At 67.0% G+C, this 13,923-nt stretch carries 8 protein-coding genes and 2 rRNA genes; 2 read left to right on the forward strand and 8 right to left on the reverse strand.

Annotation, left to right across the window (positions count from 1 at the left end):
- Positions 1–12: 12 nt before the first annotated feature.
- The 3 genes from QE410_RS09820 to QE410_RS09830 form a co-directional block, all read right to left on the reverse strand.
- Positions 13–879, reverse strand: a complete 867-nt coding sequence (locus QE410_RS09820; protein WP_307331140.1) for a cytochrome c oxidase assembly protein — start codon at positions 877–879, stop codon at positions 13–15.
- Between the two features lie 37 nt (positions 880–916).
- Positions 917–1,771: an SGNH/GDSL hydrolase family protein gene (locus QE410_RS09825; RefSeq protein ID WP_307331142.1), complete on the reverse strand. Its 855-nt coding sequence runs from the start codon at positions 1,769–1,771 to the stop codon at positions 917–919.
- A 160-nt stretch (positions 1,772–1,931) separates the two neighbouring features.
- Positions 1,932–3,374: an MFS transporter gene (locus QE410_RS09830; protein WP_307331145.1), complete on the reverse strand. Its 1,443-nt coding sequence runs from the start codon at positions 3,372–3,374 to the stop codon at positions 1,932–1,934.
- 126 nt (positions 3,375–3,500) lie between these two features.
- Between QE410_RS09830 and QE410_RS09835 the strand changes: the two genes are divergently transcribed.
- Positions 3,501–4,358, forward strand: coding sequence for a helix-turn-helix transcriptional regulator (locus QE410_RS09835; protein WP_307331148.1), 858 nt, complete (start codon positions 3,501–3,503; stop codon positions 4,356–4,358).
- A 15-nt stretch (positions 4,359–4,373) separates the two neighbouring features.
- Here QE410_RS09835 and hisS read toward each other — a convergent pair whose 3' ends face one another.
- Together hisS and QE410_RS09845 are read right to left on the reverse strand one after the other, a co-directional pair.
- Complete coding sequence (hisS, locus tag QE410_RS09840; RefSeq protein WP_307334458.1) at positions 4,374–5,621, reverse strand: histidine--tRNA ligase; 1,248 nt, start codon at positions 5,619–5,621, stop codon at positions 4,374–4,376.
- 148 nt (positions 5,622–5,769) lie between these two features.
- Positions 5,770–6,390, reverse strand: a complete 621-nt coding sequence (locus tag QE410_RS09845; RefSeq protein ID WP_307334460.1) for a MazG family protein — start codon at positions 6,388–6,390, stop codon at positions 5,770–5,772.
- A gap of 456 nt (positions 6,391–6,846) precedes the next feature.
- Between QE410_RS09845 and QE410_RS09850 the strand changes: the two genes are divergently transcribed.
- Positions 6,847–9,519, forward strand: a complete 2,673-nt coding sequence (locus tag QE410_RS09850) for a phosphoenolpyruvate carboxylase (RefSeq protein WP_307331150.1) — start codon at positions 6,847–6,849, stop codon at positions 9,517–9,519.
- A 79-nt stretch (positions 9,520–9,598) separates the two neighbouring features.
- Here QE410_RS09850 and QE410_RS09855 read toward each other — a convergent pair whose 3' ends face one another.
- The 3 genes from QE410_RS09855 to QE410_RS09865 all read right to left on the reverse strand — a co-directional run bounded on the left by QE410_RS09855 (position 9,599) and on the right by QE410_RS09865 (position 13,750).
- Positions 9,599–10,030, reverse strand: a complete 432-nt coding sequence (locus tag QE410_RS09855; protein WP_307331153.1) for a gamma carbonic anhydrase family protein — start codon at positions 10,028–10,030, stop codon at positions 9,599–9,601.
- Positions 10,031–10,416: 386 nt separating this feature from the next.
- Positions 10,417–10,533, reverse strand: a 5S ribosomal RNA gene (gene rrf, locus QE410_RS09860).
- Positions 10,534–10,637: 104 nt separating this feature from the next.
- A 23S ribosomal RNA gene (locus QE410_RS09865) occupies positions 10,638–13,750 on the reverse strand.
- Positions 13,751–13,923 lie beyond the last annotated feature (173 nt).

Below are 13,923 nucleotides of genomic sequence, written 5' to 3' on the forward strand. Positions count from 1 at the left end.
GCGGCGCCGCGATCACCGTTCGCCGTGCAGGTGCGCGCGCGTCATCTCCTCGTACTGCTCGTCGGAGAGGTCGTCGAACGCCTTCGCCTCGACGCGGTCGCTGCGCATCCACCGGATCATCAGGATGACGAGGATGGGCACGTCGGCGAATTCGGCGATGAACCAGATCATGTCGCCCGCGAGGTGCTGGTCGTGCAGGGGCGAGGGCCACCACGACAGCGCCCGCGTGGCATCCGGGACGAGATCGAGCACGGAGTCGTTCAGGCGCATCAGCAGGCCCGGGACCGAGTCGATGAGCAGTTCCACGAAGGCCAGCAGGAACTCGATCGCGATGAAGGTCCCGGTGTGGACGGCGCCGAGAGCCGTCATCGGCAGCACCATCGCGAGCCCCACCAGCGGCACGACGATCCCGAGCGACGCCTCCACTGCGGGATTGACGCGCAGGATGCCGGCCAGGGGCGTGAGGAACAGACAGAACACCGCCGCGATGACGATGGTCGCGACCATCGCGTTGCCGAGGATGCGCGTGAGCCGCGATGCGAGCAGCCGTTCCCTCACCCCCGCGGGGAGGAGGTCGAGCGGGCGGCCCGCCGCGACGCCCGCGGGGATCACGAAGATGAGCAGCGCGATGCGCGTGGAGAACGCCCACCGCAGCTCCGATGAGTAAGACCCGAGGAAGCCGAGCTCGATGACGGCGTACGGCAGGAGCCCGAGCGCGAAGAAGCCGACCGTTCGGCGGACGGGCCACGACTTCCCACGACGGCGCATCCGCGCGACGGTCCCCAGGTAGGCGATGGATGCCACGAGCAGCGCGCCGATCGTGCCCGGATCGGCGCGCCAGGTGCTGAAGAAGACATCGACGGGAGGCGTGGGTGGCACGTTAGGCCGCAGAGCTATGCGTCAGCCGAGGCACCCGTCAGCCGCCAGCGCCGTCCCTGGTGCGCCCAAGGGCAACCGGCGTCCCGCGGACGCCGTTGGCGACGGGCTCCTCGGCGAGCGCGGCCCGCACGGCCGGGAGCAGCGCCTCGGCGGTGCGCCGGTAGCCCAGCGCGCTCGGGTGGAAGCGGTCGACGCTGAACATCTCCTCGGGACGCTCGGCGAACACCGGTCCGACCGCTCGCGCCAGAGCGACCACTCGCCCGCCCGCTCGGTGCACCTCAGAAGCCTGCGCCGCCGCGAGCTGCCGCGACGACCGGGCGGCGAGCGCTCGCAGCGGCTGGGGGATGGCCCGGAGTGTGCCGAGGTCGGGGCATGTGCCCACGACGACGGGGATGCCGTCGGAGCGCAGCATCCGCACGATGTCGCCGAGCTGCCCCGCGGCGCGCGCTGCCGGGACCCGGTGCGTCACGTCGTTGCCGCCGACGACGATGACGGCGATGTCGGCGCGATAGCCGTCGGGGAGCGAGCCGAGCTGCGCGGGAAGAGCCGACGTCTCGGAGCCGACCACGGCAGCGGTGCGCAGTCGCACCGGACGCCCGCGCTCACGGGCGATGCCCTTCGCCAACCGCGCCCCCAGCGTGTCGCGACGGCGGCCCGCGCCGAGCCCCGCGGCGATCGAATCGCCCAGGAGCAGGAGCTCGACGGGGCGTCCGGGGTGCTTCTTGCGTCGCCACACGCGGTCGGCGTCGAGCGCCTGCTCCCCCAGCGGTTTGCCGATGCGGCGTCGGGCGATCTCCGCCTGCCGGGTGATGACGGCGCGAAGACCCATCGCGCCCGCGCCGAGCAGCGCGAGAGCAGAGGCGGCCGTAAGGGTGACCGGACGACGACGCATGCATCGATGACACCCGCGGACGGTGAACACCGGGTGGCCGCACCGTGACGCAGGGGCGACGGCGGGCTCCCGGCATCCTGTGTTCTGGATGCCGGGAGTGCGACGCCTGGTTCGCGCCGCCGGTGTCAGCCGCGCATGGCACGGAGGCCGGCGCGCGAGCTCAGTGCGCCGTCCGCGAACTCCGCGCCCGCAGCACGAGCGCCAGCGCCAGTACCGCCGCGGCGAGCGCGATGTCGAGCATGAGCCCGGCGATGAGCTCGTCGCGGCCCGCGGCGCCGGTGAGGGTCACCACTCCGCCGATGACGATCACCCCGAACGACAGGGCGAGTTGCTGCGCGGTGCTGAACATGCCGCCCGAGAGGCCCGCGGCCTCGACCGGGACCTCGCGCACCACCAACTGCGTCAGGGGCGAGAAGATGAGCGCCTGACCGGCACCGAGCACCACCAGCGCGGGCTGGAGCCACAGACCGATCTCGCTTCCCCAGGCGACTGAGAGGGTGACCGCCATGGCGACGAGGGCGACGATCTGCACCGCGACGCCAATGACGAGAGTCGTGTCGCCCCATCTGCTCTGGATGCGCCCCACCAGGAGCGACATCGCGGCGAACACCACCGCGAAGGGCAGCAACGCCAAGCCCGCCTGCAGCGAGGTGAGGCCGCCCGCCTCGACCGCCCGGGGGAAGACGTACAGCAACGCCGAGTACCCGGCGAAGAACAGCCCCGCCGCGAGCAGGCCGAGCTGCAGCGGCCGCAGACGCAGCACGCTCGGGGGAAGGAGCGGAACGCGGCCGGAGCGCTCGATGGCATCCTGGTGCCGCCACATGCCGACGAGGGCGATCGCCGCGGTCACCAGGACGACCGCGACGGGCCACGACCAGTTCCACGCCGGCCCGAAGGTGAGGGCGACGGACGCGGCGAGGATCCCGATCCCGAGCGCCGCCGTGCCCACCAAGTCGATCGCGACCACCTCGTGCGCCCGCGAGCGCGGGGCGAGGGGCGCGAACACGATCGCGGCGACCGCCGTCAGCGCCACCACGACGAACACGGCCCGCCACCCGTCGACGGGCCCGAACGACAGCGAGGCGAGCGCTCCGCCGGCAACCTGCCCGACCGCCGCGCCGACACCGCCGCTCGCACCGAATGCGGCGATCGCGCGGGTGCGTGCCTCGCCGCGGGAGGTCGCCTGAATGGTGCCCAGCACCTGCGGGGTGCACAGCGCTGCGCCGACGCCCTGCACCACCCGGGCGACGATCAGCGTCTCGATCGACGGGGCGAGCGCGCACGCGATCGCGGAGACGAGGAACAGCCCCATGCCGAGCGTGTACAGACGGTGGCGGCCGAAGCGGTCGCCGAGGCGCCCTCCCAAAATGAGCAGCACCGCGAAGGGGATGCCGTAGCCGGCGATGACGAGTTCGAGGGCGATGTCGCCGGCACCGAAGCGTTCTCGCAGCGTCGGCAGGATCACCGTGACCGCGTTGAAGGCGAACGTGCCGACCCCCGGGCCGAGGAGGAACCCGAGGTAACGCCAGGTGGGCACCTCGACCTCATCGGGGTGCAGCGGCACCGGAGCGGCACCGGTGGAGGGGTGAGCGGAGGTGGTCATGGTGCCAGCATCCAGGGCGCAACATCCTGGTACCAGGAGTGTGCTCATCCTGGTACTGGCAGCACTCCCCTCCCACCCCGCCCGTGTCGGTGGTGCGTCTTAGGATCGCGGGAGAGAAGGGATGCCATGAGTCGCTCCGACGATGCCCGCGCCGAGTTCGCGGGCTTCCTCCGCAGCCGTCGCGCGCGCCTCCGCCCCGCCGACGTCGGCCTGCCCGACGGTTCGCGCCGCCGGGTGGCGGGCCTCCGGCGCGAAGAGGTGGCACAGCTCGCCGGTGTGGGGCTCACCTGGTACACCTGGCTCGAGCAGGGGCGCCCGATCGCGGCATCCGCACAGGTCGTCGCGGCGATCGCGCGCGCACTGCGCCTCAGCGACGACGAGCGCGACCACCTGTTCGCCCTCGCCGACCTGCCCGTCCCCGATCGGGAACCGCGTCCATGTGTCAGCACGGCGCACCTCGACCTGCTCGAGAAGCTCCTCCCCTACCCGGCGGCGGTGCAGACCGCGCGGTTCGACATCCGCGCGTACAACCGCTCGTACCGCTACCTCTTCGACGACCTCGACGCGGTGCCCGTCGACGACCGCAACTGCGCCGTGCTGCTGTTCACCGACACCGCCTGGCAGCGCTCGCACGTCGACCTCGACCACGCGCAGCGCCGCATCGCGGCTCGCCTGCGCGCAGCGTACGGGCGGCACCACGAGGAGCCGTCGTGGCAGCGCTTCATCGCCGACCTCGAAGCCCGCTCACCCCGCTTCGCCGAGCTCTGGCGCCTCGGCGACGTGGGCGGCGAGCGCAACGCGGTAAAGCATCTCGTGCACGCCGGTGTGGGCGAACTCGACCTCGAGATGTCGAGCCTGTGGATCGACGACGGCCTCGGATCGCGCGTGGTGTGGTTCGCTCCGCGCGATGCCGTGACCGGCGCCCGTCTGGAGCAGCTCGCCGCCGAGCGTTCCGAGGAGGCGCTGATCAGCGCGGTCGCGTGAGGTCACGCGTGCGGGTCACGACAGCGGCTTGAACTGCAGCGACTCCGCAGTGGTGTCGGCACCCACCGTCGCGAATTCGCCGTATCCGTCGGCCGCCGAGCGTTCCAGCAGCGCCTTCATGTTCTTCGCGCGTTGCTCGACGCGAACGCGCGCGCCGTCGGCGACGAGGCCGCTCTTCAGCGCCAGCAGGTGCGCCAGGGGGACGTCGCGGTCGTGGACGAGCACCACGGAGCGCTCGCCCTGGACCGCGGTGTCGGGCAGCAGGTCGACGATCCGCTCGAAACCGATCGAGAACCCGACCGCGGGCACCTGCTGACCGAGGAAACGCCCGATCATGCCGTCGTAGCGTCCGCCGCCGCCGAGCGAGTAGTCGACGCTCGGGTGGGCCAGCTCGAAGATCGTGCCGGTGTAGTACCCCATGCCGCGCACGAGGAACGGGTCGAACACGAGCGGCGCGTCGGCGCCGCGTGCGGCGGCGACGGTCTCGCCGAGGGCGACGAGGTGGGCGATGACGTCGTCCGGGATGCCGGTGGGCAGCGCCGCACGGATGCCGGCGTCGTCGAACGACGGCGTTCCCGCCGGACGGTCCAGGTAGGCGGCGAGAGCATCGACAGCCTCGGCGGCGGCCCCGCGCTCGCGCAGCTCGGCGACCACGCCCGAGGGGCCGACCTTGTCGAGCTTGTCGATCGTGATCAGCACTCCGGGTCGCTCCTCGGGAGTGAAGCCGAAGACGTCGAGCATCGCGTCGAGCACGCGGCGGTCGTTGACACGGATCGAACCGCCCTCGAGTCCCAGGGCGTCGAGCACGTCGAGGCTCGCGGTCATCAACTCGGCCTCGGCGCGTGCGGACGCATCGCCGATGATGTCGATGTCGCACTGCAGGAACTGCCGGTAGCGCCCCTTCTGGGGTCGTTCCGCGCGCCAGACCGGCGCTATCTGGATCGCACGGAACACCGTCGGCAGCTGCGCACGGTTGGTCGCGTAGAAGCGAGCGAGCGGCACGGTCAGGTCGTAGCGCAGGCCCAGGTCGGCGAGAGCGGCCGGGTCGTCCGCCGCGGCACGGATGCTCTCGGCATCCATCCCCCGCTTGAGGATGCTGAACGACAGCTTCTCGTTGTCGCCGCCGATGCCGGCGTGGAGCCGGTCGTAGTCCTCCATGACCGGGGTCTCGATCTCGTCGAAGCCGTGCGCACGGTAGCGCTCGCGGATGACGGCGAGCACGCGCTCGCGACGGGCCTTGTCTGCGGGGAGGAAGTCGCGCATGCCGCGCGGCGGGTTCACGGATGCCACGACACCATTGTTCCAGGGTCGGGCGGGTGGTCCCGTGCGGGGCGCTGTCGTCGAGATGACACGCGATCGCCGAGATGACGTCCTGCGCGCCGCGCTCCGGGATGATCTCGGCGATCGCGCGTCACTTCGGCGCGGGGCCGGCGCGGCTCGCCTCCGCCGCGCGGACCTCGGCGCGCAGGGCGCGCAGGCGCTCGCGCAGGGCACGCTCGGCGTCCCATCCTCGCGTTCGTCCGAGCTGCACCAGGGCGAGCAGCGCATCGCCGAACTCGGCCTCGGACGTCGGGTCGGAAAGCCGGTGCGCGGGAGCGGCGACGTCGACCTGGTCCGCCTTGGCCAGGAGCTTCTGCGCCAACGCGAGCGACGGCATGTGGTCGCTGACCCCGTCGAGCACACTCGTGCGGGAACGTTTCTCGGCGGCCTTGGCGGCGTTCCAGTGCACGAGCACTTCCTCGGGGGTGGATGCCACGGCGTCCGCGAACACGTGCGGATGACGCCGCACCATCTTCTCGGTCAACCCGCGGGCGACGTCGTCGATGTCGAACGGGTCGACGGGGTCGCCCGCCGCGATCTCCGCGTGGAACAGCACCTGCCAGAGCAGGTCACCGAGCTCCTCCCGCAGATCGTCCCGGGTGCCGGCCTCCACCGCATCGACGACTTCGGCGCTCTCCTCGAGCAGATAGGGCACGAGGTCTCGATGGCCGATCCGCTGCGTCCACGCGCAGCGCTCACGCACCGCGTGCATCGTCGCGGCGGCGTCTCGGAGGGCGTCTTCGCTCACGGCGTCTCCTTCCGCGGGCTGCGGTGTCCGGCATCCACCGGGCGCGGGGCCCCGCTGACCCGAGTATGCCCCGCCCTCCCCGACCAGGGCGCCGTTTGGGCCGAACCATGCTCGATTCAGGATGCCGGGAATCCGCGCCGCGGCGGCCGGCTCGGCGTCGGCGTCGTCCGCGATACCCGGGGTCTCGTGCGCGGAGGGCGAATTCCCGAGGTCCCCTGCGCGCCGCTCGCGCTATCGGAAACATTCGCGCCGTCGCCACGTTAAAGCGCAAATAGCGTCGAACCGCCGGCGCCCCCGCGCAGATTGTCCGGCGACGGGCAGAGGCGGCGAGCACCGCACCACTTCTCCACCGGCGTCGGCCGCGTACCACCGCGTGCCCGTGTCACGTGCGCGCAACGCGACGCCGATAATCTTGGCCGTGTGCGTGAACTGACCCCGACCGAGGCCATCGACCTCGTGGGCCGCTTCGAAGCAGGCCAAGAGCTCCCCGAACAGATGCGTGCCGACGTGCGCCTGCTCGGTTCGCTGCTCGGACGCGTGCTGCGAGAGAGCGGCTCCCCCGGACTGTACGAAGACGTGGAGCGGCTGCGCTCCGCGACGATCCAGGCCTACACAGACGAGACACCCGAGGCGTTCGAGCGCGCCGCGGCCATCGCCGATGGCCTGTCGATCGAACGCGCCGACGAGGTGGCGCGCGCCTTCACGGCGTACTTCCACCTGGTCAACCTCGTCGAGGAGCATCAGCGCGTCCGCGTGCTGCGCGAGCGTGGCGATCGCCCCTCCCGCAGCGGGATCCCCGACACCATCGCCAGCGCGTTCGAGCGCCTGTCCAGCGAGGTCGGCGAAGAGACGGCGCTCGCTCGCCTGCAGGCTCTGCGCTTCCATCCCGTGTTCACCGCTCACCCGACCGAGGCCCGCCGCCGCGCCATCTCCACGAGCATCCGTCGCCTGTCGGAGCTGCTCGGCGAGCGGGACGCCGCGGGCGAGAACGCCGCCGAGAGCCGGCGCACCGAGCGCCGCATGCTCGAAGAGATCGACACGCTCTGGCGCACCGCTCCCCTGCGCCGTGAGAAGCCGTCGCCCGTCGACGAGGTGCGCTCGGTCATGGCCGTCTTCGACGAGACGCTGTACACGGCGGTCCCGCAGGTGTACCGCCGCATCGACGACGTCCTCCAGGGCGAGCACGCGGGTTCGCGCGCTCCGATCGTGAAGCCGTTCGTGCGCGTCGGCTCGTGGGTGGGCGGCGACCGCGACGGCAACCCGTTCGTCACGGCCTCGGTCACCCGCAAGGCCGCAGCCATCGCCAGCGAGCACGTGCTCCTGGGCCTGGAGCGCACGACGCAACGCGTCGGGCGGGGTCTGACCCTGGATGCCGAGACCACCCCGCCCAGCGACGCCCTCGTCGCGCTGTGGAACCGCCTGCGCGCCGCCGACGAAGACGCCGCCGCCGAGATCGCCGAGCGCTCCCCCGAGGAGCCGCACCGCCGCATCCTGCTGCTGCTGGCGCGCAAGATCGCCGCGACCCGCACGCGCGACGCCGACTTGGCGTACCGCGATCCCGAGCATCTGCTCGCCGACCTGCGCACGGTGCAGGACTCGCTGGTCGCCGCCGGCGCCGCGCGGCAGGCCTACGGCGCCCTGCAGCGACTGGTGTGGCAGGTCGAGACCTACGGCTTCCACCTCACCGAGCTCGAGGTGCGTCAGCATTCGGCCGTGCACCGCAAGGTGCTCGACGAGCTGCGCGCCGGCGGCCCCCGCAGCGAGCAGACCGACGAGGTGCTGGAGGTCTTCCGCTCCATCGCGTACGTGCAGGAACGTTTCGGCCCCCGCGCCGCCGGCCGCTACATCGTGTCGTTCACGCAGTCGGCCGAAGATCTGGCCAACGTGCACGAGCTGGCCTCGTACGCGATGGGTCCCGGCGAAGCGCTCCCCGTCCTCGACGTCATCCCGCTGTTCGAGACCTTCGCCGACCTTCAGGCGGCTCCCGGCATCCTCGCCGAGATCGTCACGCACCCCTCCTTCGTGAGCCGACTGGATGCCACCGGCCGCCGCCTCGAGGTCATGCTCGGCTACTCCGACTCGTCGAAAGACGTCGGACCGGTCGCCGCGAACCTGGCGCTCTACGAAGCGCAGGCGAAGATCTCGACGTGGGCCGAGACGGAGGGCATCGAGCTCACGCTGTTCCACGGCCGCGGCGGCGCCCTGGGACGAGGCGGCGGACCCGCCAACTCGGCGATCCTCGCTCAGCCCCCGCATTCGGTCGACGGCCGCTTCAAGCTCACCGAGCAGGGCGAGGTCATCTTCGCCCGCTACGGCGACGCCGACATCGCGATGCGGCACATCGACCAGGTGGCAGCGGCCGTGCTCACCGCATCCTCCCCCTCGATCGAGCGTCGCAACCGCGGGGCCGCCGAGGCCTTCGCCGACGTCGCCGAAACGATGGACGTCGCTTCCCGCGAGCGCTTCTTCGCCCTGGTCAAGGCGCCCGGCTTCGCTCCGTGGTTCGCCACGGTCACGCCCATGGAGGAGCTCGGACACCTCGCGCTGGGTTCGCGCCCCGCACGCCGCGGTCTGTCGGTCGAGTCGCTCGAAGATCTTCGTGCGATCCCGTGGGTGTTCTCGTGGACCCAGGCGCGGATCAACCTCGCCGGTTGGTTCGGTCTCGGCACCGCACTGGACGCCGTCGGCGATGAGCACCGCCTCCGCGAGGCGTACGAACAGTGGCCGCTGTTCCGCACCATGATCGACAACGTGGCGATGAGCCTGGCCAAGGCCGACGAGCGGATCGCGCGTCGTTATCTCGCGCTCGGCGACCGTCGTGACCTCGCGCAGCTCGTGATGGATGAGATGCTCCTCACCCGCTCATGGGTGGAGCGGATCACGGGCGGCGATCTGCTCGAGAACAAGCCCGTGCTTCAGCGCGCCGTGAAGATGCGCAGCCCCTACGTCGACGCGCTCTCGCTGCTGCAGTTGAGGGCCCTGCGCGCCCTCCGCGACGCCGCGACCGAGTCCGAGACACCGGATGCCGAACACCAGCGGCTCTTGCTGCTGTCTGTCAGCGGAGTCGCAGCGGGTCTGCAGAACACCGGCTGAGCGACAGCTTCGATCGCGACGCGTCGGCACCCTTCGGTGGCCGGCGCGTCGTGCGTTGGCAGAGGGTTTGCGCTGGCCGTCAATCGAGTCGGCGATCCGCCGAATGACGCGACAGGCTGCGTCCGTAACGTGCGGTGAGTTGCACCATGAGATCAGGGGTCTCCCGGTCGAGCCCGAACACATAGCCGGGGAAGTCCAGTTCCCTCTGCGCCGCCCAGATCTCTTCGTGACGGTCGGGCGGGAGGATCTGCAGCGGGTCTCCCACGGCGACCCAGGAGATCGGAACGACGGTTCCCGCGGGAAGGACCGTTCGAAGGTGCACGACAGCGTTGATCCGCACTTCGCAGCGGTCCCCCACGTCGGCCCCGTTGAACACCCGTGTGCCGGTGGCGAGGAAGACCTCCTCACCGATGTCGGCGCCGGCGACACTCGCCATCGGACCGATCAGCGTGTGAGGGCCGACGTGCACCGCGTGGGTCGAGCTCGCCCGCACGAGTGCGTTCTCCATCACGATCGTGTTCTCACCGAGAACGATCCGACTCCCCTCCGCCGTCAGAACCGCCCCATGAAGCACCTGACAGCCCGCCCCCACCGTCACATCCCCACTGATGACGGCCGTCGGCGCGATGACCGCATCGGGGTGAATGCGGGGCTCTTCCCCGAGATGGCTGAATCGCATCGCCGCATCCTTCCCGTCGGTGCCGTCAGCGTAGTGCCGTCACACGCTCATGCGCGACCCGCGGTGTGAGCGGGGTATGACAAAGCGCCGGCGCGTGTCCCCTGGAGTGGTGGTGGGGGGGGTGCGTGCCGGTGCTGTGGTCGTGTGCGCGCCCGGGAAAAGGGGTGCGTAAATGCGAAATGGCCACCCAGCGTTGGGTGGCCATTTCGTTAAAGGAAGTCCGGCGGTGTCCTACTCTCCCACAGGGTCCCCCCTGCAGTACCATCGGCGCTGAGAGGCTTAGCTTCCGGGTTCGGAATGTGACCGGGCGTTTCCCTCTCGCTATGGCCGCCGAAACACTATTGATGTGTTCGTAAACCAACAACGATTGTTTCATTGTTGTTGTTCTCGACCGTACATCGAGAACCACTCAGTGGACGCAAGCACCAAAAACAGGTGTGTTATCAAGTCATCGGCTTATTAGTACCGGTCAGCTTCACGTATTACTACGCTTCCACATCCGGCCTATCAACCCAGTAGTCTGGCTGGGAGCCTCTCACCCACAAGGGGCATGGAAGTCTCATCTTGAGGCCGGCTTCCCGCTTAGATGCTTTCAGCGGTTATCCATCCCGAACGTAGCTAATCAGCGGTGCTCCTGGCGGAACAACTGACACACCAGAGGTTCGTCCAACCCGGTCCTCTCGTACTAGGGTCAGATCCTCTCAAACTTCCTACGCGCGCAGCGGATAGGGACCGAACTGTCTCACGACGTTCTAAACCCAGCTCGCGTACCGCTTTAATGGGCGAACAGCCCAACCCTTGGGACCTACTCCAGCCCCAGGATGCGACGAGCCGACATCGAGGTGCCAAACCATGCCGTCGATATGGACTCTTGGGCAAGATCAGCCTGTTATCCCCGAGGTACCTTTTATCCGTTGAGCGACAGCGCTTCCACAAGCCACTGCCGGATCACTAGTCCCGACTTTCGTCCCTGCTCGACCTGTCAGTCTCACAGTCAAGCTCCCTTGTGCACTTACACTCGCCACCTGATTGCCAACCAGGTTGAGGGAACCTTTGGGCGCCTCCGTTACATTTTGGGAGGCAACCGCCCCAGTTAAACTACCCACCAGGCACTGTCCCTGAACCGGATCACGGTCCTAAGTTAGATATCCAGAGTGACCAGAGTGGTATTTCAACAATGACTCCACACTCACTGGCGTGAATGCTTCACCGTCTCCCACCTATCCTACACAAGCCACACCGAACACCAATACCAAGCTGTAGTAAAGGTCACGGGGTCTTTCCGTCCTGCTGCGCGTAACGAGCATCTTTACTCGTAATGCAATTTCGCCGAGTTCGCGGTTGAGACAGTTGGGAAGTCGTTACGCCATTCGTGCAGGTCGGAACTTACCCGACAAGGAATTTCGCTACCTTAGGATGGTTATAGTTACCACCGCCGTTTACTGGGGCTTAAATTCTCAGCTTCGCCTTGCGGCTAACCGGTCCTCTTAACCTTCCAGCACCGGGCAGGCGTCAGTCCGTATACATCGTCTTGCGACTTGGCACGGACCTGTGTTTTTAGTAAACAGTCGCTACCCACTAGTCTCTGCGGCCACCACACCCTTTCGGAGCAAGTCCTAATAAGTGGATGGCCCCCCTTCTCCCGAAGTTACGGGGGCATTTTGCCGAGTTCCTTAACCACGATTCTCTCGATCTCCTTGGTATTCTCTACCTGACCACCTGAGTCGGTTTGGGGTACGGGCGGCTTGAACCTCGCGTCGATGCTTTTCTCGGCAGCATAGGATCACCCACTTTTTATCCGCATCGTGTCTCAGCCTGCATGACTCCCGGATTTGCCTAAGAGTCGGCCTACGCACTTGCACCAGGACAACCATCGCCTGGCTTGGGCTACCTTCCTGCGTCACACCTGTTAATACGCTAGCCGCACCAGCATGGGGTCGAGCGTTCACACGGACGACCATCACCCCGAAGGGATCCGGAACATTCCGAGCTAGGACTCTTAGCACCACTGGATTGACTGGGGCGGTTCTTCGCCGGTACGGGAATATCAACCCGTTGTCCATCGACTACGCCTGTCGGCCTCGCCTTAGGTCCCGACTTACCCAGGGAAGATTAGCTTGACCCTGGAACCCTTGGTCTTTCGGAGGACGTGTTTCTCACACGTCTTTCGCTACTCATGCCTGCATTCTCACTCGTGTAGCGTCCACGGCTGGGTCACCCCGCCGCTTCACTCGCCACACGACGCTCTCCTACCCATCAACACGGCTGGACCACGAAGGCCTACCAAAAATGTCAATGCCACAACTTCGGTGGCGTGCTTGAGCCCCGTTACATTGTCGGCGCGGAATCACTTGACCAGTGAGCTATTACGCACTCTTTCAAGGGTGGCTGCTTCTAAGCCAACCTCCTGGTTGTCAAAGCAACTCCACATCCTTTCCCACTTAGCACGCGCTTAGGGACCTTAGTTGGTGGTCTGGGTTGTTTCCCTCTCGACTATGAAGCTTATCCCCCACAGTCTCACTGCTGCGCTCTCACTTACCGGCATTCGGAGTTTGGCTGACGTCAGTAACCTTGTAGGGCCCATCGGCCATCCAGTAGCTCTACCTCCGGCAAGAAACACGCAACGCTGCACCTAAATGCATTTCGGAGAGAACCAGCTATCACGAAGTTTGATTGGCCTTTCACCCCTATCCACAGCTCATCCCCTCAGTTTTCAACCTAAGTGGGTTCGGTCCTCCACGACGTCTTACCGTCGCTTCAACCTGGCCATGGATAGATCACTTCGCTTCGGGTCTAGGACACGCGACTGAATTGCCCTATTCAGACTCGCTTTCGCTACGGCTACCCCACACGGGTTAACCTCGCCACGTATCGCTAACTCGCAGGCTCATTCTTCAAAAGGCACGCTGTCACCCCTACTAAGGAGGCTCCAACGGTTTGTAAGCAAACGGTTTCAGGTACTATTTCACTCCCCTCCCGGGGTACTTTTCACCTTTCCCTCACGGTACTTGTCCGCTATCGGTCATCTGGGAGTATTTAGGCTTATCAGGTGGTCCTGACAGATTCACACGGGATTTCTCGGGCCCCGTGCTACTTGGGATACTCTTCACGCCAAGAACAAGCATTTCGACTACGGGGTTCGCACCCTCTATGACCGGCCATTCAAAACCGTTCGTCTATACCCTCTTGTCACGTCGACTGCTCGGCAGAACAATCCGAAAAGTCCCACAACCCCCCACACGCAACCCCTGCCGGGTATCACACGCATAAGGTTTAGCCTGATCCGGTTTCGCTCGCCACTACTCACGGAATCGCTGTTGCTTTCTCTTCCTGTGGGTACTGAGATGTTTCACTTCCCCACGTTCCCTCTACCCGCCCTATATATTCAGGCGGGAGTCACCAGGTACGCACGCGCCCTGGCGGGGTTTCCCCATTCGGACACCCTCGGATCAAAACTCGCTTATCAGTTCCCCGAGGCTTATCGCAGATTGCTACGTCCTTCTTCGGCTCCAGATGCCAAGGCATCCACCGTTTGCTCTTAAAGACTTGAAATCACATGAGTTGAATCGTCAAAAAATTGACTAATGATCTTTAAGATCATCTTCACCACACAACCCCGAAGAGTTGCATGGAAGATGCTCGCGTCCACTGTGTAGTTCTCAAAGTACGGGCGGAACCCCCTCCACACCCACCAACCGGCAGGCACAAAAGAGGCCCAGAGGAAC

This window comes from Microbacterium sp. SORGH_AS_1204 (genome assembly GCF_030818935.1).
Classification (GTDB): Bacteria; Actinomycetota; Actinomycetes; order Actinomycetales; family Microbacteriaceae; genus Microbacterium.

Bases quoted from the DNA above. Each gene is read 5' to 3' on its own strand.
- QE410_RS09835 (WP_307331148.1), top strand. From the start codon at position 3,501: ATGAGTCGCTCCGACGATGCCCGCGCCGAGTTCGCGGGCTTCCTCCGC.
- QE410_RS09825 (WP_307331142.1), bottom strand. From the start codon at position 1,771: ATGCGTCGTCGTCCGGTCACCCTTACGGCCGCCTCTGCTCTCGCGCTG.
- QE410_RS09845 (WP_307334460.1), bottom strand. From the start codon at position 6,390: ATGCACGCGGTGCGTGAGCGCTGCGCGTGGACGCAGCGGATCGGCCAT.
- hisS (WP_307334458.1), bottom strand. From the start codon at position 5,621: ATGCGCGACTTCCTCCCCGCAGACAAGGCCCGTCGCGAGCGCGTGCTC.
- QE410_RS09830 (WP_307331145.1), bottom strand. From the start codon at position 3,374: ATGACCACCTCCGCTCACCCCTCCACCGGTGCCGCTCCGGTGCCGCTG.